The sequence below is a fragment of the Sanguibacter inulinus genome, from assembly GCF_013415325.1.
GTDB classification, from domain to species: Bacteria; Actinomycetota; Actinomycetes; order Actinomycetales; family Cellulomonadaceae; genus Sanguibacter; species Sanguibacter inulinus.
The window spans coordinates 1-24,951 of sequence record NZ_JACBYE010000001.1 but is presented as its reverse complement, the minus strand read 5'-3'; the positions used below and the strand labels follow the sequence as shown (position 1 = coordinate 24,951).

Annotated in this window: 20 protein-coding genes and 1 pseudogene; 8 read left to right on the top strand and 13 right to left on the bottom strand. The window is 67.8% G+C overall.

The annotated features are described in order from the left end of the window. Positions 1-61: 61 nt before the first annotated feature. The 8 genes from HZZ10_RS00105 to dnaA form a co-directional block, all read right to left on the bottom strand. Positions 62-883, bottom strand: coding sequence for a DUF3566 domain-containing protein (locus HZZ10_RS00105; protein ID WP_179911960.1), 822 nt, complete (start codon positions 881-883; stop codon positions 62-64). Next, positions 880-3,531: a DNA gyrase subunit A gene (gene gyrA, locus HZZ10_RS00100; RefSeq protein ID WP_373367300.1), complete on the bottom strand. Its 2,652-nt coding sequence runs from the start codon at positions 3,529-3,531 to the stop codon at positions 880-882. The genes HZZ10_RS00105 and gyrA overlap by 4 nt, the downstream gene beginning before the upstream one ends. Positions 3,532-3,625: 94 nt before the next feature. After that, positions 3,626-5,677, bottom strand: coding sequence for a DNA topoisomerase (ATP-hydrolyzing) subunit B (gene gyrB, locus HZZ10_RS00095; protein ID WP_056134627.1), 2,052 nt, complete (start codon positions 5,675-5,677; stop codon positions 3,626-3,628). A gap of 260 nt (positions 5,678-5,937) precedes the next feature. Further along, complete coding sequence (locus HZZ10_RS19955; protein WP_235533946.1) at positions 5,938-6,621, bottom strand: DciA family protein; 684 nt, start codon at positions 6,619-6,621, stop codon at positions 5,938-5,940. Next, the gene (gene recF / locus HZZ10_RS00085) at positions 6,614-7,858 is read right to left on the bottom strand and encodes a DNA replication/repair protein RecF (protein ID WP_056134625.1); all 1,245 of its coding nucleotides are present in this window, start codon (positions 7,856-7,858) and stop codon (positions 6,614-6,616) included. The genes HZZ10_RS19955 and recF overlap by 8 nt, the downstream gene beginning before the upstream one ends. Before the next feature lie 7 nt (positions 7,859-7,865). After that, positions 7,866-8,762 (bottom strand): phosphogluconate dehydrogenase (NAD(+)-dependent, decarboxylating), encoded by an 897-nt coding sequence (gene gnd / locus HZZ10_RS00080; RefSeq protein ID WP_056134622.1) that lies wholly within the window; start codon positions 8,760-8,762, stop codon positions 7,866-7,868. Positions 8,763-8,782: 20 nt separating this feature from the next. Next, the gene (gene dnaN, locus HZZ10_RS00075; RefSeq protein WP_056134619.1) at positions 8,783-9,913 is read right to left on the bottom strand and encodes a DNA polymerase III subunit beta; all 1,131 of its coding nucleotides are present in this window, start codon (positions 9,911-9,913) and stop codon (positions 8,783-8,785) included. A 669-nt stretch (positions 9,914-10,582) separates the two neighbouring features. Next, positions 10,583-12,046, bottom strand: a complete 1,464-nt coding sequence (dnaA, locus tag HZZ10_RS00070) for a chromosomal replication initiator protein DnaA (protein ID WP_056134616.1) — start codon at positions 12,044-12,046, stop codon at positions 10,583-10,585. A 515-nt stretch (positions 12,047-12,561) separates the two neighbouring features. Between dnaA and rpmH the strand changes: the two genes are divergently transcribed. The 8 genes from rpmH (at position 12,562) to HZZ10_RS00030 (ending at position 20,181) form a co-directional block, all read left to right on the top strand. Continuing rightward, on the top strand, positions 12,562-12,699 hold the full coding sequence (gene rpmH, locus HZZ10_RS00065; protein WP_159808264.1) for a 50S ribosomal protein L34: 138 nt from the start codon (positions 12,562-12,564) through the stop codon (positions 12,697-12,699). 5 nt (positions 12,700-12,704) lie between these two features. Continuing rightward, positions 12,705-13,064 (top strand): ribonuclease P protein component, encoded by a 360-nt coding sequence (gene rnpA / locus HZZ10_RS00060; RefSeq protein ID WP_056134614.1) that lies wholly within the window; start codon positions 12,705-12,707, stop codon positions 13,062-13,064. Further along, a complete protein-coding gene (yidD, locus tag HZZ10_RS00055; RefSeq protein ID WP_179911959.1) occupies positions 13,061-13,372 on the top strand; it encodes a membrane protein insertion efficiency factor YidD in 312 nt (103 codons plus the stop codon). Before rnpA ends, yidD begins: the two co-directional genes overlap by 4 nt. A gap of 123 nt (positions 13,373-13,495) precedes the next feature. Beyond that, complete coding sequence (gene yidC / locus HZZ10_RS00050; RefSeq protein ID WP_179911958.1) at positions 13,496-14,581, top strand: membrane protein insertase YidC; 1,086 nt, start codon at positions 13,496-13,498, stop codon at positions 14,579-14,581. Between the two features lie 52 nt (positions 14,582-14,633). Next, positions 14,634-15,167 carry a Jag family protein gene (locus HZZ10_RS00045; protein WP_056134607.1) on the top strand — a complete coding sequence of 178 codons (534 nt, stop codon included), beginning with the start codon at positions 14,634-14,636 and terminating at the stop codon, positions 15,165-15,167. 128 nt (positions 15,168-15,295) lie between these two features. After that, complete coding sequence (gene rsmG / locus HZZ10_RS00040) at positions 15,296-15,928, top strand: 16S rRNA (guanine(527)-N(7))-methyltransferase RsmG (RefSeq protein ID WP_056136305.1); 633 nt, start codon at positions 15,296-15,298, stop codon at positions 15,926-15,928. 1,999 nt (positions 15,929-17,927) lie between these two features. Further along, the gene (locus HZZ10_RS00035) at positions 17,928-18,845 is read left to right on the top strand and encodes a ParA family protein (protein WP_056134604.1); all 918 of its coding nucleotides are present in this window, start codon (positions 17,928-17,930) and stop codon (positions 18,843-18,845) included. A gap of 166 nt (positions 18,846-19,011) precedes the next feature. Then, the gene (locus tag HZZ10_RS00030) at positions 19,012-20,181 is read left to right on the top strand and encodes a ParB/RepB/Spo0J family partition protein (RefSeq protein ID WP_179911957.1); all 1,170 of its coding nucleotides are present in this window, start codon (positions 19,012-19,014) and stop codon (positions 20,179-20,181) included. Between the two features lie 281 nt (positions 20,182-20,462). Here HZZ10_RS00030 and HZZ10_RS00025 read toward each other — a convergent pair whose 3' ends face one another. From HZZ10_RS00025 to HZZ10_RS00005, 5 genes and pseudogenes are all read right to left on the bottom strand, one after another. Next, positions 20,463-21,416, bottom strand: a complete 954-nt coding sequence (locus HZZ10_RS00025) for a D-alanine--D-alanine ligase family protein (protein WP_179911956.1) — start codon at positions 21,414-21,416, stop codon at positions 20,463-20,465. Next, a complete protein-coding gene (locus HZZ10_RS00020) occupies positions 21,413-22,723 on the bottom strand; it encodes an aminotransferase-like domain-containing protein (RefSeq protein ID WP_179911955.1) in 1,311 nt (436 codons plus the stop codon). The genes HZZ10_RS00025 and HZZ10_RS00020 overlap by 4 nt, the downstream gene beginning before the upstream one ends. 261 nt (positions 22,724-22,984) lie before the next feature. After that, positions 22,985-23,326, bottom strand: a complete 342-nt coding sequence (gene trxA / locus HZZ10_RS00015) for a thioredoxin (RefSeq protein WP_056134595.1) — start codon at positions 23,324-23,326, stop codon at positions 22,985-22,987. Further along, positions 23,323-24,324: a thioredoxin-disulfide reductase gene (gene trxB, locus HZZ10_RS00010; protein WP_056134594.1), complete on the bottom strand. Its 1,002-nt coding sequence runs from the start codon at positions 24,322-24,324 to the stop codon at positions 23,323-23,325. Before trxB ends, trxA begins: the two co-directional genes overlap by 4 nt. A gap of 172 nt (positions 24,325-24,496) precedes the next feature. Continuing rightward, positions 24,497-24,951: pseudogene (locus tag HZZ10_RS00005) on the bottom strand (hypothetical protein); the annotation flags it as partial.

Sequence of the window (24,951 nt, the reverse complement as noted above, 5' to 3'; positions counted from 1 at the left end):
GGCGTGACGCTCAAACTGAGCGTCAGCACCGGTCCCGAGCGGGATCGAGCGCGTGATGATCTTACTCGTCGATGAGCGTGAGGTGCACACCACCGACGAGCGAGGCGACCACGTTGTACAGGAATGCCCCGATCGTGGCGAGGGCTGTGAGCAGCACCATGTCGACGATCGCGATGATCGTGGCCAGGGACACCACGCGCTTGAACTCGACGTACTGGAGCACGTTGACGTCCGCGGCGTCGCCGAGGACCTCCTGGACGAGCCTGTCGACCTCGGTGAAGACGTACATGCCGTCGAGGACCATCCAGAAGACGATGGTCGCCACGATCATCATGATGCCGAGGGCGATCGACAGCAGGAACGACAGCTTCATGGCGGACCACGGGTCGATCCGTGCGACGGCCAGACGGACACGTCGCGGCCCGGGCACGACCTTCTTCACGGCCGGTGAGGCCTGCGTGGTGCCCGTGCTCGGGTCAGCCTGCGTGACCGACGGCCGTGCGGGCGCCGTGCTGCTGCCCTGGGAGGCCGGCGCACCGGACACCGAGGGTGCCGCAGAGGTCGGGGTGGCGGCGGTGACGGTGCCGATCGGGCTGGGACCCTTGGCCGCCGGGGTGCCGCCGGGACGGGTGGAGGGTGCAGTCTTCGCAGCCTCCGCCTGGGCGCCTGTGGTCTTGGCTCCCTGCGATCCGCCCGAGCCTGACACCTTGGTCGCGCCGGCTGCCGAGGTGGGCGACGGCGTGCCGGCAGCCTTCTTCGGCGGGACCGACGGCGGCGGGGAGCTCACCGACGGTGCCGGGGGAGCCGGCGGGGTGGAGGCGCTGGCGCCCCGGGCGGGCTTCCCCGATGCTGCTGTGGGCTTGCCTGTGGCTTCGCCGCTCATGCGTCCTCCTCGGATCCGGTGGTCGAATCCGGAGCGGCGACTGCGTCGCCAGGGTGCTGCAGGTCGTCGCTCGTCGTCACGGCGTCCCCGTCAGCCCCCTCACCGGACTCCTCTGAGTCGATGTCGTCACCCAGGTTCCGCTCGACGTTGCGAGCGACCGCGATGATGCGGTCGTTCTTGTCGGGCTTGGCGAAGGTCACGCCCTGCGTGGTGCGCCCGGTGAGGTTCACCTGGTTCACAGCAGATCGCACGATCTTGCCACGCTCCATGATGACGAGTACCTCGTCATCTTCGTCCGTCACCAGAGCCCCCACAAGATCTCCACGCGCCTCGACGAGGTTGGCGACCTTGATGCCGAGCCCGCCACGTCCCTGGACACGGTACTCGTCGACGCTCGTGCGCTTGGCGAACCCGCCCTCGGTGACCACGAAGAGGTGGGCACCCTCACGGACGACGTCCATGGCGAGGAGCTCGTCGTCCTCGCGGAACTTCATGCCGGTGACGCCCGAGGTGGCACGTCCCAGGGGCCGCATGGCCTCGTCGCTCGCCGTGAAGCGGATCGACTGGCCCTTGCGCGAGACGAGGATGAGGTCGTCGGTCGCGTCGACGAGGCGCGCCGAGACGAGCTCGTCAGGGTGGCCGTCGGCGTCCTCGCGCAGGTTGATCGCGATGACACCGCCGCTGCGGTTGGAGTCGTACTCGGACAGCCGGGTCTTCTTCACGGTCCCGCGGCGGGTCGCGAGCACGAGGTAGTCCGCGACGTCGTAGTCGCGCATGTCGAGGACCTGCGCGATCTTCTCCCCGGGCTGGAAGGCCAGGAGGTTGGCGACGTGCTGGCCCTTCGCGTCACGGCCGCCCTCGGGCAGCTCGTAGGCCTTGGCGCGGTAGACACGGCCGAGGTTGGTGAAGAAGAGCAGCCAGTGGTGCGTGGTCGTGACGAAGAAGTGGTCGACGATGTCGTCCTCGCGCAGCTGGGCGCCACGCACTCCCTTGCCGCCACGCTTCTGCGCACGGTAGTTGTCGCTGCGGGTCCGCTTGGCGTAGCCGCCGCGGGTGATGGTGACGACCATCTCCTCCTCGGCGATGAGGTCTTCCATCGAGACCTCGCCGGCGTGCGGGAGGATCGTCGTGCGTCGCTCGTCGCCGTACTTCGCGACGAGCTCGTTCATCTCGTCGGAGACGATCTGACGCTGGCGCGACTCCTTCGCGAGGATGTCCTGGTACTCCAGGATCTCCTTCTCGAGCTTGTCGTGCTCGTCGATGATCTCCTGGCGCTGCAGGGCGGCGAGTCGGCGCAGCTGCATGTTGAGGATCGCGGTCGCCTGGATCTCGTCGATGTCGAGCATCTCGATGAGGCCCTGACGCGCACGGTCGGCGTCGGGGGAGCGGCGGATGAGCGCGATGACGTCGTCGAGGCGGTCGAGCGCCTTGAGGTACCCGCGGAAGATGTGGATCTTCGACTCGGCCTCGCGCAGCAGGAAGGCCGTGCGACGCACGATGACCTCGAGCTGGTGGGCGACCCAGTGGCGGATGAACGCGTCGATGCTCAGCGTGCGGGGCACGCCGTCGACGAGCGCGAGCATGTTGGCACCGAAGTTGTCCTGCAGCTGCGTGTGCTTGTAGAGGTTGTTGAGCACGACCTTGGCGACGGCGTCGCGCTTGAGCACGATCACCAGGCGCTGGCCCGTGCGGCCCGAGGTCTCGTCGCGGATGTCCGCGATCCCCTGGACGCGGCCGTCCTTGACCAGCTCGGCGATCTTCAGCGCGAGGGTGTCGGGGTTGACCTGGTACGGGAGCTCGGTGACGACGAGGCAGATCCGGTTCTGGATCTCCTCGACGTTGACGATCGCGCGCATGGTGATCGAGCCGCGGCCCGTGCGGTACGCGTCCTCGATCCCGCGGTGGCCGAGGATCGTCGCGCCTGTCGGGAAGTCCGGGCCCTTGATGATGCGGATGAGCGCGTCGAGGACCTCTTCGGGCGAGGCGTCAGGGTGGTCGAGGTACCACTGGACACCCTCGGCGACCTCACGGAGGTTGTGCGGCGGGATGTTGGTGGCCATGCCGACGGCGATGCCCGACGAGCCGTTGACCAGCAGGTTCGGGAACCGCGACGGGAGGATCGACGGCTCCTGCGTGCGGCCGTCGTAGTTGTCCTGGAAGTCGACGGTGTCCTTGTCGATGTCCCGGACCATCTCCATGGCGATCGGGGCCATGCGGCACTCGGTGTACCGCGGGGCAGCCGCGGGGTCGTTGCCGGGGGAGCCGAAGTTCCCCTGCCCGGCGACGAGCGGGTAGCGCAGCGACCAGTCCTGGACGAGGCGCACGAGAGCGTCGTAGATCGCGCTGTCACCGTGGGGGTGGAACTTTCCCATGACGTCGCCGACGACGCGGCTGCACTTGGAGAACGCACGGTCGGGGCGGTACCCGCCGTCGTACATCGCGTACAGCACGCGGCGGTGCACGGGCTTGAGCCCGTCACGGACCTCGGGCAGCGCACGCCCGACGATCACGCTCATCGCGTAGTCCAGGTAGGAGCGCTGCATCTCGAGCTGCAGGTCGACGCTCTGGATGCGTCCGTGCTCGATGGCGAGCCCGTTCTCGCCGAGGATCTCGGGAGTGCTGGGCTCAGGTGTCAGATCGTCTGTCACGGTGTTCCTCGTTCTCGGTCCGGCGCTGTCGCCGTCTCGGTCTGGCTCGTGGGGGCTGCGTCGTCGTGGGACCGGGAGTCCCGGTCACGACCCGCTAGATGTCCAGGAACCTGACGTCCTTGGCGTTGCGCTGGATGAAGTTGCGGCGGGACTCGACGTCTTCTCCCATGAGCACGGAGAAGATCTCGTCAGCTGCTGCCGCGTCGTCGAGCGTGACCTGCAGGAGCGTGCGGTGGTCGGGGTCCATCGTGGTGTCCCAGAGCTCGGAGTAGTCCATCTCGCCGAGACCCTTGTAGCGCTGGATGCCGTTGTCCTTGGGGATCCGCTTGCCGTTCGCGATGCCCGCGGCGATGTACTCGTCGCGCTCACGGTCGGAGTACACGTAGTCGTGCTCGGCGTTGGACCACTTGATGCGGTACAGCGGCGGCTGCGCGAGGTAGACCATGCCGTGCTCGATGAGCGGTCGCATGTAGCGGAACAGCAGCGTCAGGAGCAGGGTGCAGATGTGCTGGCCGTCGACGTCAGCGTCGGCCATGAGCACGATCTTGTGGTACCTCAGCTTGGCGATGTCGAAGTCCTCGCCGATCCCGGTCCCGAAGGCCGTGATGAGCGCCTGGACCTCCTGGTTGCCCAGGGCCTTGTCGAGGCGCGCGCGCTCGACGTTGAGGATCTTGCCTCGGATGGGCAGGATCGCCTGGGTGCGGGGGTTGCGCCCACGGACCGCGGAGCCGCCTGCCGAGTCACCCTCGACGATGTAGACCTCGCACTCCTCGGGCTTGTTCGACTGGCAGTCGCGGAGCTTGCCCGGCATGCCGCCGGACTCGAGCAGACCCTTGCGTCGGGTCGCCTCGCGCGCCTTGCGGGCGGCCAGACGGGCCTGCGAGGCCTGGATGGCCTTGCGGATGATGTCCTTGGCCTCGTTCGGGTGCGAGTCGAGCCAGTCGCCCAGCTGCTCGTTGACGACGGACTGGACGAAGGTCTTGGCCTCGGTGTTGCCGAGCTTGGTCTTCGTCTGGCCCTCGAACTGGGGCTCGCCGAGCTTGATCGAGATGACGGCCGTGAGGCCCTCGCGGATGTCGTCACCCGTGAGGTTGTCGTCCTTCTCCTTGATGATCCCCTTGGCCCGCGCGTAGCGGTTGATCAGGGACGTCATCGCGGCGCGGAAGCCTTCTTCGTGCGTCCCGCCCTCGGTCGTCGAGATGGTGTTCGCGTAGGTGTGGACCGACTCGGAGTAGGCGTTGGTCCACTGCATCGCGACCTCGAGCGAGATGCGGCGCTCGGTGTCCTCGGACTCGAAGGCGATGATGTCCTCGTGGACGATCTCCACACGCTTGGCCGAGTTGAGGTGGGCGACGTAGTCGAGCAGACCGCGGTCGTACTTGTAGACCACGGTCCGTGCCTGAGCGCCGGAGCCCTCTCCCTCGTCGGCGCCGGTGACCTCGTCGTCGGTCTCGGCGACGTCGGAGCGCTCGTCGGTCAGCGTGATCTGCAGGCCCTTGTTGAGGAAGGCCATCTGCTGGAAGCGCGCGCGCAGGGTCTCGAAGTCGTAGCGCGTGGTCTCGAAGATGCTGTCGTCGGCCCAGAAGGTCTGCGTGGTGCCGGTCTCGTCGGTCGGCTCGCCCTTGCGGAGCTCGCCCACAGGCTTGCCGCCGTCGGCGAAGGACTGGTGCCACGTGAAGCCCTGGCGTCGCACGACGGTCTCGACCCGGGTCGAGAGCGCGTTGACGACGGAGATGCCGACACCGTGCAGACCACCCGAGACCGCGTAGCCGCCGCCGCCGAACTTTCCGCCGGCGTGCAGGATCGTCATGACGACCTCGACCGTGGGGCGACCCTCGGTCGGGTGGATGTCGACGGGGATGCCTCGGCCGTTGTCGACGACACGGACACCGCCGTCGTCGAGCAGCGTCACCTCGATGTGGTCGCAGTAGCCGGCGAGGGCCTCGTCGACAGAGTTGTCGACCACCTCGTAGACGAGGTGGTGCAGACCACGCTCTCCGGTCGAGCCGATGTACATGCCGGGACGCTTGCGCACGGCCTCGAGTCCTTCGAGGACCGTGATGTCGCTGGCACCGTACCCTCCGTCGACGGTTCCGGGGACGTGGGTCGACGGCTCGGAATCGGCGGCGTTGTTGAGTTCTGCCACGGCTGGTGGTGCTCCTAGTCCTCTTGCAGCGCGCATCCGTCCTCGCTCCGGCGACGCGCTCGGACTCCGAGCGGGCCAGGGGTGTGCGACGGCGGTCACGCTGCTCTTTTCCGCCTGCAGCACGCGGGCGGAATGACCTTCAGAGTCTACCGGAAAGACGCGGATCAGCGGGGATTCACGCCGCTTTTCCACAGGTGTCTGCACAGGTCGAGACCAGGTCGTCCCGAGGATCCACCCTCAGGTGGACGACAGCGGTCTCGTCAGCCGTAGGTGTCGCGCGCGCCGCGGCCCTGGACCGAGCGAAAACCCTTTCCGAACCCTGGACCTGTCGGCCCCTGGACGGCGATCGTCTGCACGACGTCCTGCCCAACCTCGCGCTCGAGGACGCCGAGGAGCTGGGGCACGAGCAGGCGGATCTGGGTCGCCCAGGCCGTCGACGACGCCCGCACCGTGAGGATCCCGTTCTCGAAGGTCAGGGGCTCGCAGTGGTCGGCGATGTCGTCTCCGACGACCTCGCGCCACCGGCCGATGACACCGCCGACCGAGACCTCCTGGACCCAGCCACGCTGCTCCAGGAAGGCCGAGAGGGTCTCGGCGAACAGCTTCGGGTCGCGACCGTCCTTGCCGGGCCCGCTGCGCCGCGGCTCGGCCAGGATCCGTCGACGTTGAGCCCCGGGGTAGAGACCCTTCGCCTTGGCGGCGGCCCGCGCTCGGTTGAGGGCCTCGCGGGCGACGTCGCCCGGCGCCTTCAGCTCGATGATCTCGCTGACCGGCCGGTCGTCCGGGAGGACCGGCCCGTCGGTCTCGTCGTCGGTCCCGGTCGTGCTGGTCTGGTCCTCCGGGCTCTCGCTCTCCGGGGTGCTCTGGCCGTCCGCGCCACCCGGCCGCCCGCGACCACCGCCCGACACCCGTGACCCGCCGCGGTCGCCGGGGACCTCAGGCACGGGTCACCGTGCCTCCCGAGACCGCCAGGCGCGCCCCGTGCAGCCGTTCCGGGATGTCTTCACCGACGGCCGCGGTGATGAGCACCTGGCTGGCACCCTCGACGAGCTCGGCAAGACGCCCACGACGACGAGAGTCGAGCTCGGCGAACACGTCGTCGAGCACCAGGATCGGCTCGGTGTCAGGGCCCGTGTCCGCGAACCAGAAGGCGGCGTCGGCCGACGCCGGGTCAGGTCCGTCGGTCAGCAGCCGGTACGAGGCGAGCCGCAGCGCGAGGGCGAAGGACCACGACTCTCCGTGGCTCGCGTAGCCCTTGGCAGGCAGACCGCCGAGGGTGAGGGTCAGGTCGTCGCGGTGAGGGCCGACGAGGCAGACCCCGCGCTCGAGCTCTTTCGGACGCACGATCGTGAGCGCCTCCATGAGCTGCTGCTCGAGGTGCTCGGTCGACGGCGCTCCAGCACCCGCGTCGGGGGCGAGGACGGGCTCTGCCGCCAGACCCGAGATCGACCTGTCGTCCACCCCGCTCAGCACGGCCGAGAGCGACGACCTGTACTCGATCTCGGCGTGCCCCTGCCCGGAGCTCACCTGGTCGTAGGCGAGAGCGACGTGCGGGCGCAGCGCAGCGACCAGCTGCAGCCTGACGGCGATGATCTGCGCGCCCACCTGGGCGAGCTTGGCGTCCCACACGTCGAGGGTCCGAAGGTCCGGCGGGTTCGACGAGCGCCGGGCCGCACCGGCGGACTTGAGCAGCGCGCTGCGCTGGCGGAGCACGCGGTCGTAGTCCGAGAACACCCCCGACATCCTCGGGAGCAGCAGCACCGTCAGGTCGTCGAGGAACCGGCGTCGGGCATCCGGGTCCCCCTTGACCAGCACGAGGTCCTCGGGGGCGAACAAGACCGTCCGCGCGATGCCGAGGACGTCGCGCGGTCGCTGCACGGGGGAGCGGTTGAGCTGGGCCCGGTTGGCACGCCCCTGCGCGATCTCGATCTCGACGACGCTCGCGCGGTCGCCCCGCACGATGCGTGTGCGGACGACCGCGCGCGACGCCCCGGCGCGGATCAGCGCCGCGTCAGAGGAGACGCGGTGGCTGCCGAGGGTGGCGACGTAGCCGAGGGCCTCGACCAGGTTCGTCTTGCCCTGCCCGTTCGGCCCGACGAGGGTCGTGACGCCCGGCTCGAGCTCGACGTCGACCTGGGCGTACGACCTGAAGTCGAGCAGCGAGAGGTGGGAGACGTGCATCAGTCGATCATGCGCCCGGGGCCGACGGCCTGACGCTGTGACCACCGAACTGGTGGCGGAGGGCGGCGACGGCCTTCATGGCCGGCGAGGCTCCCTGGCGCGACGAGAAGCGCGCGAAGAGCGCGGCCGAGATGACCGGCAGCGGGACGGCCGAGTCGATCGCCTCGTCGACCGTCCAGCGACCCTCGCCCGAGTCTTCGACCCAGTCGCTGATCTGCTCGAGCGACGGGTCTTCTTCGAGGGCCTTGACCAGCAGGTCGAGCAGCCAGGACCGCACGACGGTGCCGCGGCTCCATGCCTTGAGGGTCCCGGGCACGTCGGTGACGATGTCCTTCGCCTCGAGCAGCTCGAAGCCCTCGGCGTAGGCCTGCATCAGGCCGTACTCGATGCCGTTGTGGACCATCTTGGCGTAGTGGCCGGCGCCGACTGCCCCGGCGTGCACGAAGCCCTCGTCGCGGGGACCCTCGGGACGCAGGGCGTCAAAGACGGGGAGAGCGCGCTCGACGAGAGCGGCATCACCGCCGACCATGAGCCCGTAGCCGTTCTCGAGGCCCCAGACGCCGCCTGAGACGCCGACGTCGAGATAGCCGATGCCGTGCTCGGCGAGGGCGGCCGCGTGCTTGCCGTCGTCCAGATAGTGCGAGTTGCCACCCTCGATGACCGTGTCACCGGGGGAGAGCAGGCCTGCGAGGTCATCGACGACTCCCTGGGTGATCGCCCCTGCCGGGACCATCACCCACACGAATCGCTCACCCTCGGGGAGCGAGGCCACGAGCTCTTCGAGCGAGGCGACGTCGGTCACCTCCGGGTTGCGGTCGTACCCGACGACGTCGATGCCTCCGGCGCGCAGACGGGTGCGCATGTTGGCGCCCATCTTGCCCAGTCCGACAAGTCCGATGCGCATGTCACCCTCCTCGGGGTCGTTCAGCTGGCGAAGCGGATCGGTACCAGCAGGTAGCGGTAGTGCGAGCTGTCCTCACCGTCGAGGGATCCCTGGCCGGTGAACTCGACCGGCTTGTTCGGGTGCGTGAAGCTGAGCCTCACGAAGTCTGTGCCGAGGGCGTTGAGCCCGTCGAGCAGGAACGCCGGGTTGAACGCGACCGAGATGTCGTCACCGACCAGCACGGCCTCGAGAGCCTCGGAGGCCTGCGCGTCGTCACCCTGGCCGGCGTCGAGGACGACCTGGCCCTCGGAGAAGCTCATGCGGATCGGCGTGTTGCGCTCGGCGACGAGGGCCACACGCTTCGCGGCGTCGATGAGCGGCTGGGTCGGCACGACGGCGTGGATCGGGGTCTCGTCGGGGAACAGGCGACGCACGTGGGGGTAGTCGCCGTCGACGAGGAGCGATGTGGTGTGGCGTCCGCCGGCCTCGAAGCCGACCAGGTCGACGCCGGTCCCCGTCGAGAGCGCGACGTTGACCTCGCCCGAGCCGCCGAGCGACTTGGCGACGTCCGACAGCGTGCGGGCACGGACGAGCGCGACCGTCGAGATGTCCGGCGAGGCGGGCTTCCACGTCATCTCGCGCAGCGCGAGCCTGTAGCGGTCTGTCGCGAGCATGGTGATGCGCTCGCCCTCGATCTCGACGCGGACGCCGGTGAGCAGCGGGAGCGTGTCGTCACGGCTGGCGGCGACGGTCACCTGGGCGACCGCGGCGGTGAGCTCGTCGCCGTGGACGGTGCCGCTGATCTCGGGCATGGAGGGCAGGGCCGGGTAGTCCTCGACGGGCATCGTGAGGAGCGTGAAGCGGCTCGCACCGCAGACGACGGTGACCTTGGTGCCCTCGACCGAGAAGTCGACAGGCTTGGCCGGCAGGGCGCGGGAGATCTCGGCGAGCAGGCGGCCCGAGACGAGGATGACGCCGGGCTCGGTGACCTCTGCGGGGATCTCGGACCGGGCAGAGACCTCGTAGTCGAAGCTCGAGAGCCCGAGCGTCCCGTCGGCCGACGCCTCGATGCGCACACCGGCGAGGACAGGTGCTGGGGGCCTGGTCGGCAGGGTACGAGCCGTCCAGGTCACTGCCTCGGCAAGAACGTCGCGCTCAACCCGGAACTTCATCCCACACCTTCCTCGACCTGCCTCTGGGCGGGTCTTGTGTCCGTCCAGGAGGGCCCTGACGTCCGTTGATCTTCTCGTGAACAGCTCTTCTCGTGCGCGCAGACTCTCGACGCGGGAGGTCCAGGGCGCGCAGGCCCGAGCGATCTCCCGGAGGTGGTCGGTCGAGGGTCAGCCGTCTGACCGAGCCCCCTCGCGTGGTTGAACCTTACGCGAGGACGCGCAGCACTGGCGACCGAGGTGCTGAAGAGATTCCTGTCATCGGTGATCGGTGTTCACCGGAGGCGTCAGGCGTGTCAGGAGCCGCGGTCTGCACAGGCTCATGCCTGGCATCTCGGACTTCTCGCCACCGGGTGATGAAGGTGAGTCGCTTGACCTTTGAGAGAGGAGTCGTAGTCGTAGTAGCCCTTGTGAATTCTGTGCGGATGATGCGTCCTCGCAGGTCAGAGCCGTTTTCTGCCTGTGCGCGCAGCTGTTGCTGAACTGTGGACGACCAAGGCGGTCTGTGGACAACAACTCTTCGACCACAGGCCGTCCACCGTGAACGGCGTTCCCGTCCACAAGAACCAAGGGCGTCGTCCACCGCTATCCACAGGGCTGTCCACAGCTGTGAACATTCGTCCCACGGCCCCCTGCCGGACACCTCTCGTCCACCTGCGGACGACGGACCACTCAGCCCCTGTGCTGCTGCTTGATGCGGCTCGTGAGCTCGGTGACCTGGTTGAACGTCGACCGGCGCTCCGCCATCTGCTCGGTGATCTTGCGGTTGGCGTGCATCACCGTGGTGTGGTCGCGGCCGCCGAACTGCTGGCCGATCTTCGGCAGGGAGAGGTCGGTCAGCTCACGGCACAGGTACATGGCGATCTGGCGTGCCGTCACGAGGACCCGTGACCTCGAGCTGCCGCAGAGGTCGTCGATGGTGAGACCGAAGTACGCCGCAGTCTGCGCGATGACGCTGCCCGCGGTGATCTGCGAGGCGTCGTCGTCGGTGATGAGGTCCTTGAGGACGATCTCGGCGAGGGCGAGGTCGACCTGCTGACGGTTGAGGTTCGCGAAGGCCGTCACGCGGATGAGCGCGCCCTCGAGCTCGCGGATGTTCGACGAGATCTTCGAGGCGATGTACTCGAGCACGTCGTCCGGGGCGGCGAGTCGCTCGCCGCTGGCCTTCTTGCGCAAGATCGCGATACGGGTCTCGAGGTCGGGCGGCTGGACGTCGGTGATGAGGCCCCACTCGAAGCGAGACCGCAGACGGTCCTCGAATCCGTTGAGCTGCTTGGGCGGCAGGTCGGAGGTGATGACCACCTGCTTGTTGGCGTTGTGCAGCGTGTTGAAGGTGTGGAAGAACTCCTCCATCGTCTGCTCTTTGCCCTGGAGGAACTGGATGTCGTCGATGAGCAGGAAGTCGACCTCGCGGTAGCGGCGCTGGAACGCCCCGGCCTTCTCGTCACGGATCGAGTTGATGAAGTCGTTCGTGAACTCCTCGGAGTTGACGTACTTGACGCGGACCCCGGGGTAGAGGTTGTAGGCGTAGTGGCCGATCGCGTGCAGCAGGTGCGTCTTGCCCAGACCTGAGTCGCCGTAGATGAACAGCGGGTTGTAGGCCTTGGCCGGTGCCTCGGCCACGGCGACCGCCGCAGCATGGGCGAACCTGTTGGACGAGCCGATGACGAAGGTCTCGAAGAGGTACTTCGGGTTGAGGAGCGCTGGTTCGACAGAGCTGGAGCCGCTCGCGCTCGACCCTGACGACATGGAGGCACGGCGGCGGGAGATCTCCGCGATGTCGGCCTGGGCCGGGGGTGCGTGGCGCACCGGAGCCGGCGCGGGGGCCTCGGTCGTGGGGGAGGTGGTCGGCGACTCGTCGTCGAAGCCGAGCTCGGGGTCCACGGTGATCGCGAACCGGGCGTCGCGACCGAGTGCGTTGGAGAGGGCCTGGACGACCTCGGCCCGGACCCTGGTCTCGAGGAAGTCACGGGTGTGGTCGTTCGCGACGGCGATGATCACGGTGCCGTCGAAGAGACCGAGCGGCTTGGCGAGCTTGACGAAGGCCAGCTGGCGAGGCGTGATGTCGGGGCTCGCCTCGAGCTCGGCGATGGCCTGCTTCCAGATGCCGCTGATGTTGTCGTCTGTGGTCGCCACGTGGTCTTCCTGTTGGTCACGATGTCCCGGGGAGGAGTGTCGTCTTCCCGAGTGCCGAGCTCTGCAGAGGCGTCCCGCCGGTGGAGAACTGGATCAGCAGTCTCGCATGCCCAGGCGCTGTCCACATAGTTTTCCACAGCCTGTGGGTTATCGGTACGGTTGTTCGAGACGTTGGTATCCCGGGGGTCCAGCCTGTGGATGACCCGCTCCCGGCGCGCCCCGGTCGCACAGGAGCTGACGAGCTTCCACAGGTGGACGCAGCCCGTCCACACCTGTGGACGATCCGGTGCACCGGGACCTCTGCCGCACCCGGACGGAGCGTCGCTGCGACGCGCCCAGCCGGCTGCCCACCCGCGGGTTTGACCTGTGGTAGCCGGACCACGTACCGTTTGACAGCCAGTTCCGTCGCTTCCGCATGCCCCCAGATCCTTCCGGGGACGTCATGCACGACATCCGAAGTGGCGTTCCGCGTGTCCACCGAGGATGCGCTTCCCCAACGTGTTTTGGAGTACCTCGTGACCAAGCGGACCTTCCAGCCGAACAACCGGCGTCGTGCGAAGACCCACGGCTTCCGGCTGCGCATGCGCACCCGTGCGGGTCGCGCGATCCTCGCAGCTCGTCGCCGCAAGGGCCGTTCCGAGCTCTCTGCCTGAGCTCGGTGCTTCCCGCGGCGCATCGCATGCGCCGTCCCGGCGACTTCAGCCGGGCGGTGCGCGGCGGTGTGCGCACAGGAAAATCGACCATGGTCGTCCACGTCTCGCCCTCGGGCGCAGGCAGCGACGCGCCGTCGGTCGGTTTTGTTGTATCTAAGGCCGTGGGGAACGCCGTCGTCCGCAACAGGGTGAAGCGTCGCCTGCGGGCGCTGGTGGCGACGCGCATGTCGACGCTCCCTCCCGGCAGCCTGGTCGTGGTGCGAGCTCTGCCGGCATCGGCCGACGCTGACTTCGCCAGGCTCGGCACAGACCTCGACGCCTGCCTCGGCAGGTCTCTGTCGAGGCTGACCAGAGCGTCCTCGTGACCTCCGCAGAGCGACCGGACCACCCCGCGGTCGAGCCGCCGGCGGCAGGACCGCGACGCCGCGGTCCTCTCGCCCGGCTCCTGCTCGGGGCCGTCGGTCTGTACCAGCGTTTCATCTCTCCGCTGTCGCCGCCCAGGTGCCGCTTCTACCCGTCCTGCTCGAGCTACGCGGTGATCGCGCTCGAGAAGCACGGTGCGATCCGCGGTACTCGTCTGGCCGTGTGGAGGGTCCTGCGGTGCAACCCGTGGAACTCCGGGGGCGTCGACGACGTTCCAGGTACAGGGCCCGGTGCGGTCCATGACCACTGACAGGTCACCGGCCGCCACAGATCTTCGTCGCCGATCCTGCCGACGACTCATGCACGACGCTTGTCCACTAGGAGCCACAGCCATGGAGTTCACGACGATCCGCTGCTCGAACGAGCGGGTGGCATGATGCAGATCCTCTACCCCCTCGAGTGGGTTGTCGCCTGGATCATGTTCCTGTGCCACAAGCTCTTCGTCTTCGTCGGGCTCCCCGACGGCGCGGGCGTGGCCTGGATCCTGTCGATCGTGGGTCTGGTCATCGTCATCAGGACGATCATGATCCCGCTGTTCTTCAAGCAGATCCGTGCCTCGCGCGGCATGCAGATGGTGCAGCCTGAGCTCCAGGCGATCCAGAAGAAGTACAAGAACAAGAAGGACCCGGCGTCCCGCGAGGCCATGAGCCGCGAGACCATGGCGCTGTACAAGAAGCACGGCACCAACCCCTTCGCGTCCTGCCTGCCCGTGCTGCTCCAGGCGCCCGTGTTCTTCGCGCTGTTCCGCGTCCTCAACAGCCTCGCCGGCATCGCCGACGGGTCCAAGGACGCGATCGGCCCGATCGACCAGGCCGTCGCCAAGGCTGCGGAGTCCTCCGCCCTGTTCGGCGCCCCGCTGTCCTTCACGTTCTTGCACGACCCCACGACGGTGAACACCAAGGTGGTCGCCGGGATCCTCATCGTCGCGATGGCGGCGACGCAGTTCCTCACGCAGCGTCAGCTGACGATGAAGAACATGCCGAAGGCGGCCCTCGAGGGCCCGATGATGCAGACGCAGAAGATCATGCTCTACATGCTCCCGGTGATCATGGGCGTCTCGGGCGTGAACTTCCCGGTCGGTGTCCTCATCTACTGGACGACCACCAACCTGTGGTCGATGGGCCAGCAGTTCTACACGATTCGCAAGATGCCCGCCCCGGGTTCCGAGGCCGAGCGCATGCTCAACGAGCGCAAGGCACGCAAGGCCGCCCGCAAGGGCATCGTGATCGAGGAAGACAAGCCCACGGTCATCGAGCAGCCGCGTGGACAGCGCCAGCAGCCCAAGCGCAAGGACCGTCAGAAGGCGCGTCCTGTCACGGCGACGCAGGACGTCACGTCCGCTGCAGCGGGTGCGGAGGCCTCGGCGACAGCGCCTGAGGTGGTGTCACCCGAGGTGACCACCAAGCCCGCCAGCACACAGCGTCAGCAGCCGCAGAGCAAGAAGCGCAAGAAGCGCTGACCGCGCTGCAGCAGACTGTCCCTGTCCCCGACGGACAGGCCCTCGGACGTGAATGGAGAATCCCGTGACTGCAGAGACACCCGCTGTCGAACCTGAGGTTCGCACGAAGACGACGCTCCTCGAAGAAGAGGGCGAGGTCGCTGCCGACTACCTCGAAGAGCTGTTGGACATCGCGGACCTCGACGGTGACATCGACATAGACGTCGACCACGGCCGTGCTGCTGTCGAGGTCGTCGCCGACGACCAGGAGTCGCTGAGGCACCTGGTCGGCCGCAACGGGGAAGTGCTCGACTCTCTGCAGGAGCTCACCCGCCTCGCGGTCCAGACCAAGACTGGGGAGCGGAGCCGGCTGATGCTCGACGTCGCCGGGTACCGGGCGGAGCGTCGCGCTGAGCTCACGATCCTCGCCGACACGACGATCGAGCAGGTGAAGGCGTCGGGTGAGAAGGTTGCGCTCGACCCGATGAACGCCTTCGAGCGCAAGGTCGTCCACGACGTGGTGACTGCGGCTGGCTTGGTCAGCGAGTCGTACGGCATCGAGCCGCAGCGGTACATCGAGGTCGGACCGGCCGAGCAGCAGCAGTAGCTCCCCGGTATCGACCACACAGAACGACAGACTCCACATCTCGGGTGACTGCCTGAGATGTGAAGTCTCTCTGCGAGGCGGCCGGACGGCGCCCGCGGACCGAGCGCCACAGGACGGACGAGAAGACGATGGACGAGAACTACGAGCGGGCGACGCTCTCCGAGTACTTCGGAGACGCCTTCCCTGCGGTCGATCGCTTCGCGCACGAGCTGAGCGTCCAGGGTGAGCTCCGCGGTCTGATCGGACCGCGAGAGATCGGTCGGATCTGGGACCGCCACATCCTCAACTCCGCGGCTGTGGTCCAGTACCTCCCGCAGACCGGCACGATCGTGGACATCGGTTCCGGTGCTGGTCTGCCGGGGCTCGTGATCGCGGCGATGCGCCCCGAGGCCGAGGTGATCCTCATCGAGCCGATGGAGCGTCGCTGCACCTGGCTGAACGAGATGACCGAGACGCTCGGGCTGACCAACGTCGAGGTGAAGCGTGGACGAGCCGAAGAGTTCCACGACGCCTTCGAGGCCGACGTCGTGACGGCACGGGCTGTGGCCGCCCTCGACAAGCTGGCCCGCTGGTCGCTGCCGCTGCTGCGGCTCGGGGGAGAGCTCATCATCCTCAAGGGGCGCAATGTCGAGGCGGAGATCGAGCCCGCGCGCAAGGTGCTGAAGAAGTTCAAGATGAGCCCGCCGGAGATCCTCCAGGCACACACGATCGACGGTGCCGAGGGGACGACGGTCCTCCGCTCGACGCGCGGCAAGAAGTAGCAGACGCACGTGCCGACGGCCCGCGGGCCTTGGTCGACGGCGTGGTCAGAGGCCGATCAACGACCATCCGCTTCTGTGAGAACGATCCTCCGGTCCGTCGCTGCGCTTCACGGACGCTCGAGTGCTGATCTCTGATCTCCTGAGGCTTCTCCACAAGGTCGTTATGTGTGGTTAGTGTAGAAGGTGACTCGGCGACGCGACGCGGGCAGAAGGCCGGCGCCGCTGCGGGCTGCCGACCAGGCGGACAGTGGAGTACACCTACGAGGCCCGGGTGGCGGTCCTGGCCACCGCGATGACGGGGTCGCGCCCAAATCTGAGTCGGGGCCGACGCGGCGGAACATCGTGCTGATCGATGAGATCTTGAGAGCAGCCCGACTGGGACATCGAGCGGACGATGCGATCCGGGCCCATCCCTGATGCTCGTCGGTGACGTCGGTGACGTCGGTGACGTCGGTGACGTCGGTGACGGGGTGACGCGGTGACCCGGCAGCTCAGTCGCTCAGATGTTGGGTGGCTGCGGATCGGGCGATCTCGGTCGCGTTCCTCGATATCTCACCGGAGCCTGGGTACGGGGCGGGGGTGTCACGCGGTATAGATCTGCTGATCTGCAGGCGGATCGCGGTGCCCCAGTTGGCTGCCTCATCCAGGGTGTGTTCGCTCGCAGACGCTCGGTCCAGCGGGGTAGCGGTGACCTGAGGTCACGAGCGCTATCGTCTTTCACCGCCCGCACCAGATGTGAGCGTACGACTGCAGTGGGCAATGGGCTCGCGCGGGGGGAGTGGGGGCTCGGCGGCTGGAGCCACGACTACGTGATGCGGACAGCCTGGCGTCGGTTGTCGACGGTGCTCTGCGCCAGTCCATCCTGGCTTCGTCATCGAGACCCCTGTGATGTCGTGGGTGAAGAGTCCCAGGTGACGTCTGCCCCTGCGTGCCTTCGTCGTCGCCGTGCGCCGCTGTCAATGAGGTGGTTGATGTTCCGGGTTCTCCCAAGCGCTCTCTGCTTTCCTGGCCGGATCTGTTGGTCTGGATCGGCCGTTCTTAGCTCTTGGGGTCTGTGAGCCCGTGATCGCCTGGGAGTGGTGCCGCCGCGTTGGGACCGTCAGTGGTGGGGGAGGGGTCAAGGTCCGCCTAGGAGACAGCTCGTCCCGAGCCAGTCATGTGGAGGAGCGGTGGCACACGTTCCGGTCTAGAGAGAGTTGGCGACGTGCTTTGGCCTCGAAGAGGCGTGTTCCACGTGAAACAGATGGAGCATGTGGCCCTTCGGGACTAAGGGCGGGGAAGCTGGCGAGTCAGCTCAACGCTGGGTCGGTGCTGTGTCATCGCCGACCGTGGCGGGGCATCCGACAGACCGTTGGGCGAAGAAGGCTGCGACAGCTGTGTGTGTGGAGAGAGCTTGTTTGCCGTGGGTGCGGGTCTACTCGTTCCATGGCAGCCAACGCATCCCTCCCGGCCATGTGCCCTCATCCTTCTGAGTTGAGGGGAGGATGAAGGGTTCGTCGCGCCACGGGGATACCGGGTGAATCGAATGTGAGCGAATATTGTCCGTGAGCCGTGAGCCGTGGCGACCCTGTGCTCTTGTCTCTATGGGCGAGGAGCGGTGGCCGGACGGGATCGCCAGGCTTTGGGATGAGCGGCACCATCGTCGAGCCTCGTTCCACGTGAAACCGAGAACGAGGGCTCTGGCCCATGCGCCGTTGTTCCACGTGGAACGGGCGCGCCTACCGCCGACAGAGTCGCATACTGTCCGCAGCGGAAAGGGGATAGCAGCTGTCGTCGACGCGCGGCGCGGATGGTCTCAGCGTGGGTGGCACGCAGTAGTCTTGGGTGGAGAAGGCCCGGAGGCTCACGGAATGATCTGAGCTGCCCGGGCGTGTGCGTCTGTGTGGAGGAAGATCGAGTGTCCGTGGCACCTGGAAGCCCATCCCGAGGACTTGAGCCCGGATCCAGCAGCATCGAGGGAAGCCGTGATTCACGTGAAACACCGCGCTCGGACGACCGTATGAGTGAGCTGCTCACCTCCTTCCCCGCAGAGGACGAGTCCACCCCGCTCGCCGCACAGCTCCTCGTAGATACTCGACGCCGGATGTCGCTCGAGGGCCGGCAGTTCCGCAAGCCCGAGAAGACGCGGATCATGACAGTCGCTAACCAGAAGGGCGGTGTCGGCAAGACGACGACTACCGTGAACCTGGCTGCAAGCCTCGCCCAGGGCGGTCTCAACGTGCTGGTCATCGACAACGACCCGCAAGGGAACGCCTCCACAGCGCTGGGTATCGATCACCGGTCGGGAGTTCCGTCGGTGTACGAAGTTCTGGTCGAAGGACTATCGATCGCGGAGACCGTCCAGGCCTGCCCGGAATTCCCGAATCTTCTGGTTGTTCCTGCCACGATTGACCTGTCGGGCGCTGAGATCGAGCTGGTCTCGCTCGTTTCACGTGAAACTCGACTCCGTCGAGCTGTCGACACCTACCTCACCGAACGGGAGGAGCAAGGGCTTCCGCGCATCGACTACGTCTTGGTCGACTGCCCTCCGAGCCTTGGTCTGCTCACCCTCAACGCCTTCGTGACGGGGCGTGAGGTGCTGATCCCTATCCAGTGCGAGTACTACGCACTGGAAGGCTTGAGTCAGCTGCTGAAGACCATCAAGCTCATTCAGGCCCACCTGAATCCCGACCTGCACGTCTCGACGATCTTGCTGACGATGTTCGACGCCCGCACGAACCTGGCCACGCAGGTGGCGTCCGAGGTGCGAGAGCACTTCGGTACAGAGACTCTCGCGACGTCCATCCCGCGTTCGGTCAGGGTGTCTGAGGCTCCGAGTCACGGTCAGACCGTGATCTCCTACGAGCCCAGCTCGACAGGCGCCCTCGCCTACCGTGAGGCTGCCCGTGAGCTCACAGAACGGGAGGCCGCGGCATGAGTATTCATCACCCGCAGATCCAGACAATGTCCCGTCGCGCGGCGGCACAGGGGAATGGCAGCACGGTCGACGTCGACGTGTGGCACAGAGATGCAGCCCATTCCGTGACGACTACCGCTGGGGGCCCACCTTCAGCTCCTGGCATGCATCTTCGAGAGGATCACCTGTGAGCGAGAAGCGACGTGGGCTGGGTCGAGGGCTCGGCGCCCTGATCCCGACGGCTCCAGATCTCGAACGGCCCGTCGACGTGTTCTTCCCCCCGAAGCAGCCCGTCGAGGGGGAGGTGCCGAACACGACTGCTATCGCTGATTCGGCAGCGGTCGTGGCCAAGCTTCGCGCACCCCGCGAGACTAAGAAGACCACGAGCGGTGGGCAGCGATCCTCGATGCCCTCAGTCAGCTCCGGTGCGCCCGCACGCGATCGTGGGACCGTCCAGATCGACGCTGTTTCACGTGAAACGTATCTTGCGGCGACCGGTGCTGAGCCAGAATCGTCCCTCGTACCGGTCCCGGGGGCGACCTTCGCGCATCTTCCGGTCGAGTCGATCCGCCCTAACGCTCGTCAGCCCCGCACCGTCTTCGACGAGGCTGACCTAGCGGAGCTGGTGGGCTCGATCCGCGAGATCGGCGTGCTCCAGCCGATCGTCGTGCGTCCGACCTCCGAGCCGGACCAGTACGAGCTCATCATGGGCGAGCGGCGGTGGCGCGCGACCCAGGAGGCCGGGCTCGGTGCTATCCCGGCGATCATCAGGGAGACTGAAGACGGCGACCTGCTGCGCGACGCACTGCTGGAGAACCTCCACAGGTCGGCGCTCAACCCTCTCGAAGAGGCGGCTGCCTACCGTCAGCTCCTGGACGACTTCGGGTGCACGCACGAAGAGCTCGCGGTGCGGATCTCCAGGTCACGGCCGCAGATCTCGAACACCCTCCGACTGCTGAGACTGCCTCCTCTCGTGCAGCGACGTGTCGCTGCCGGGGTGCTCTCTGCCGGCCACGCCCGGGCGCTCCTCGGCCTCGCCGACGGGGCTCAGATCGAGCGCCTGGCGCAGCGCATCGTGGCCGAGGGACTCTCGGTCCGCGCGACCGAGGAGATCGTCGCCCTCGGAGGCGACGAGGAGCCTGCCAAGCCGGTTCAGCGTCCTCGGGCGGGCACCCGGGTCCAGGCGATCGACGACCTCGCCAGCAGGCTCTCAGACCGCTTCGAGACGCGGGTGAAGGTGGACCTCGGTAAGACCAAGGGGAAGGTCACCGTCGAGTTCGCGACCGTCGACGACCTGAACCGCATCCTCAACGTCATGGCGCCCGAAGAGCCGGGGCTCTTCCAGAAGGACGTCTGAGCGTCACGCAGAGCTGGAGGCGCACCTCAGCGCACTGTACGTCGAAGGGGACGGACCGCGCGGTCCGTCCCCTTCGACGCGCTTCCGCACGCTGACTCGTCATCGACGATCCGCCGGGAGCCGGGAGCCGGGAGCCGGGAGCCGGGAGCCGGGAGCCGGGAGCCGGGAGCCGGGAGCCGGGAGCCGGGAGCGGGGGCCCAGACCCGGCTGCTGGGAGGACAGTCCTGAGCCTCGGACCGAAACTCGGAACCCGGTGGAACCCGGTACTCAGACGCCAGACCTCAGACGACGGGCGCGGGCAGCGCGTTCTCGACGACCGACCTGTAGAGCGCCGGCAGGGCCCACCCGCTCGCCACCACGGCCTGAGGCAGCAGCGACGTCTCGGTCATCCCGGGTGCGACGTTGACCTCGAGGAACTGGATGGTCCCGTCAGGCTGCAGGATGAGGTCCGTCCTGGAGATGTGCCGGAGCCCGAGGGCCTCGTGGGCAGCGATCGCCGTCGCGCCGACGGCCTCGGCCTGCGCCGACGTGAGTCGTGCCGGCGCGAAGTACTCCGTTCGCCCCGGGTTGTAGCGGGCGTCGTAGTCGTAGGGCCCGTCGGTGACGATCTCCACGGCAGGCAGGGCCCGCAGGCCCTCAGACGTCTCGACCACCGACGCGGCCACCTCGATGCCCTCGACGGCGCGCTCGATGAGGGCCACGTCTCCATAGGCGAAGCAGCTCACCATCGCCTGAGGCAGGTCGGTCGCCGACCGCACCAGGCTGACACCGAGCGCAGAACCACCGCGTGACGGCTTCACCACGAGCGGCAGCCCGAGCTTGTCGACCACGGCTGCCATGACGGCCTGTGCTCCGAGCTCACGGAAGAGGCTCTGGGGGAGGGTCACGTAGTCAGGTGTGTCGAGGCCCGCACGCGCCACGACAGATTTCGCGACGGGCTTGCTCCACGCGATCCGAGAGGCCCGCGGACCGGTGCCGACGTAGGGGACGTCGAGCAGGTCGAGGATGTCGCGGATGGAGCCGTCTTCACCGCTCGCCCCGTGCAGCAGGGGCCAGACGACGTCGGGCCGGGTCTGCGAGAGCGCGGGGAGGAGGTCTGCATCCACGTCGTGCACGGAGACGTCGATGTTGGCCGACCTGAGGGCCTCGGCGACACGTCGGCCAGAGCGCAGGGACACGTCGCGCTCGTGCGAGAGGCCACCGGCCAGCACGAGGACGCGGGGAGAGTGAGTCATACGAGGTCCGGTCCTGGGTTGTCGGTGTCTGTCACGTCGTCGAGGTGGGCTGTCGTGCCGAAGATCTCGACGAGCTCCCGCTCGGCGTTGACGACAGAGGCGAGGCGTCGGACGCCCTCACGGATGCGGTCGGGCGTCGGGAAGCAGTAAGAGAGCCGCATGTGATCGCCGCCGGTGCCGTCGGCGAAGAAGGCCGTCCCCGGCACGTAGGCGACGCGACCGGTGACGGCGCGCGGGAGCATCGACTTGGAGTCCAGGCCCTCGGGGAGCTTGACCCACGTGTAGAAGCCGCCGTCCGGCACGGTCCAGGACGCGTCGGGCATGTGCTCTGCCAGCGCACCCACCATCGCGTCTCGACGTTCCCTGTAGAGCACCTGGAAGGCCTTGATCTGCGCCTTCCAGTCGCTGGTCTCGAGATAGGTCGAGATCGCCATCTGCGAGGCGTTGGACGGGCACAGGATCGCCGACTCGGACGCCAGGACGAGCTTCTCGCGGACGGCGTGAGGCGCGACGACCCAGCCGACCCGGAACCCGGGAGCGAAGGTCTTGGAGAAGGAACCGAGGTAGAGCACGCCGTCACCGTCGGTGGCGCGCATGGCCTCGAGGGGCTCGGAGCCGAAGCCGAGCAGCCCGTACGGGTTGTCCTCGACCACGAGGACGCCGTGGCGGCGGGCGATCTCGAGGATCCGCGGCCGCCGCTCGAGGCTCAGGGTGACGCCGGCGGGGTTGTGGAAGTTCGGGATCGTGTAGAGCAGCTTGACCCGGCGGCCCTGAGCGGCGAGGGATGTGAGCGCCTCGTCGAGCGCCTCGGGGATCAGCCCGTGCTCGTCGAGCGGGACGTGCACCACGTCGGCCTGGTAGGAGCGGAACACCCCCAGCGCACCGACATAGCTCGGTGCCTCGGCGACGATGACGTCGCCCGGGTCGATGAAGATGCGGGTCACGAGGTCCAGGGCCTGCTGCGACCCCGTGGTGACCACCACGTCGTCAGGGTGCGCATCGATGCCCTCGAGCTTCATGACCTCGAGGATCTGCTCGCGCAGCGCCTCGTGACCCTGACCGGAGCCGTACTGGAGCGCGGTGGTCCCGTGCGTCGCGATGAGGCGCTCCATGCTGGCGGCGATGCTCTCGAGAGGGAGACCTTCGAGGTAGGGCATGCCACCGGCCAGCGAGACGACCTCGGGACGGTTCACCACGGCGAAGAGGGCTCGCACCTCGGAGGCCCGCATGTTGTGCGCACGCATCGCGTACGCACCGAACCACGGGTCGAGCCGGGTGCCTGGTGTCGAGGGAGTCGGAGGCGTCACCTCGTCAGTCTCCCACGATGACTCAGAGGATCTCGTGAAGGAACACCAGACGGACGGTGCCGCTGTCGGCGGGTCGCCGCGTGCCGCAGACGGGTCGCCGCGACATGCAGGCGGGGTGCCATGCGCCGCAGACGGTGAGCCGCGTGCCGCAGACGGTGTGCCACCGTACGCAGGAGGGGTCCCTGGCGAGTGCCAGGGACCCCTCCTGCGTGCTGCTCGGTCAGGTCTGTGGACCGCACCGGCAACCGGGTCGTGCCTCGGTCAGCCGATCTCGGCGAGGACCGCCTCGATCTCCTCGACGAGCGCCTTCTTCGGGCGCGCACCGACGATGGACCTGACGAGCTCGCCCTGGTGGTAGATGTTCAGCAGCGGGATCGACACGACGCCGTAGGCGGCGGTCACCTGCGGGTTCTCCTCGGTGTCGACCTTCGCGATGGTCAGACGTCCCGCGTAGTCGGCGGCGATCTCCTCGAGGACGGGCGCCACCAGGCGGCACGGCCCGCACCACTCGGCCCAGAAGTCCACCAGGACGGGGACGTCGGACTCGAGGACGACGCTCTTGAAGGTCTCGTCGGTCGCGTGGACCGGGGTCGCGGTGCTCACTTCGCCTCCAGTGCCTCGACGGCCTCGACGAGCTCGGTCGGGGAGTCCTGCGCACCGACGAGGTCTGCGAGGTAGTGCTGGGCGTCGAGAGCCGCGGCACAGCCAGAGCCTGCAGCGGTGATCGCCTGACGGTAGGTGTGGTCGACGGCGTCGCCGCAGGCGAAGACACCCTCGAGGTTGGTGCGTGTCGAGCGACCCTGCACCTCGATGTACCCCTCGTCGTCGAGCGTGACCTGGCCCTTGACGAGCTCGGTGCGCGGGTCGTGGCCGATCGCGACGAAGAGCCCGCCGGCCGCGACGTCGCGCTCTTCACCGGTGAGGGTGTCGCGCAGGCGCACGCCCTCGACCTTGTCGGCGCCGTGGATCGCGACGACCTCTGAGTTCCAGGCGAACTCGATCTTGGGGTCTGCGGCGGCGCGCTCGGCCATGATCTTCGAGGCGCGGAGCGTGTCGCGACGGTGCACCATCGTGACCTTCGAGGCAAAACGGGTGAGGAAGGTGGCCTCTTCGACTGCGGAGTCGCCGCCGCCGACGACCACGATCTCCTGGTCGCGGAAGAAGAACCCGTCGCAGGTCGCGCACCACGAGACACCGCGCCCGGAGAGGCGTGTCTCGTCCTCGAGGCCGAGCTGGCGGTAGGCGGAGCCTGTCGCGAGGATGACCGCGCGGGCCGAGAAGACCTCGCCGCCACCTGTCGTGACCACCTTGACGGGACCGTCGAGCTCGAGCGACACGGCGTCGTCCCACTCGATCTGAGCGCCGAAGCGCTCGGCCTGCTTCTGCATGTTCTCCATGAGCTCGGGGCCCATGATGCCGTCGACGAAGCCTGGGAAGTTCTCGACCTCGGTCGTGTTCATCAGGGCGCCACCGGCGGTTACCGACCCGGCGAGGACCAGCGGGGCCAGCCCTGCGCGCGCCGCGTAGACGGCAGCGGTGTACCCGGCCGGACCGGACCCGACGATGATGAGCTCGTGCGTGGGGGTGGTCTGTGCGGTCACTGGTCGTGTCCTTCGGTCGGTGTGTCTGTGCGACGGGCGTGGGGCTGTGCTGCTCGTGCCCGGCGGTGTCGCGGTTGCTAGGACGAGAACACCGGTCTGCACGGGCTTGTTCCCGTGCGGTGGTGCAGGAGTGGTTCGGACCCGAGGGCCCTGGAGATGGCTCCGCGGGGCCTCAGGAGAGGCTGATGTCGTAGATGTGGGCGCGGAACTTGCCGTCCGACGTCGCCGTCGGCAGGTCCGTGAAGAGGATCACGAGGTTCTGCGTCTCGACAGGGGCGGACAGCGTCATGGTGGTCTCGCCGTTGAGCGGCCCTGAGGCGAGGACCTCGCCGCCCCGCGGGTTCGCGGCGTCGGTCGCGCGGATCTCGACGTTGCCGCCGGTGTTCTGCGTCGACAGGTAGACCGTCGAGACCGTCGCGGGCTGCTCGAGGGTGATCGCGTAGGCGAGGAGCCTGTCGAAGCCTCCGAAGTTCGAGGTCTTGTACTCGAGGGAGTACCAGGCCGTCGTGACGTCGTCGTCGATCGCGAGGCCGGCGTTCTCGTTGTAGTCCTCGTCGCCGGGGTTCGTGACGACCTGGCCGCCCGAGATCACGGGGAGGGCCGGTGCCGGGGGCGCTTCAGCGGGGG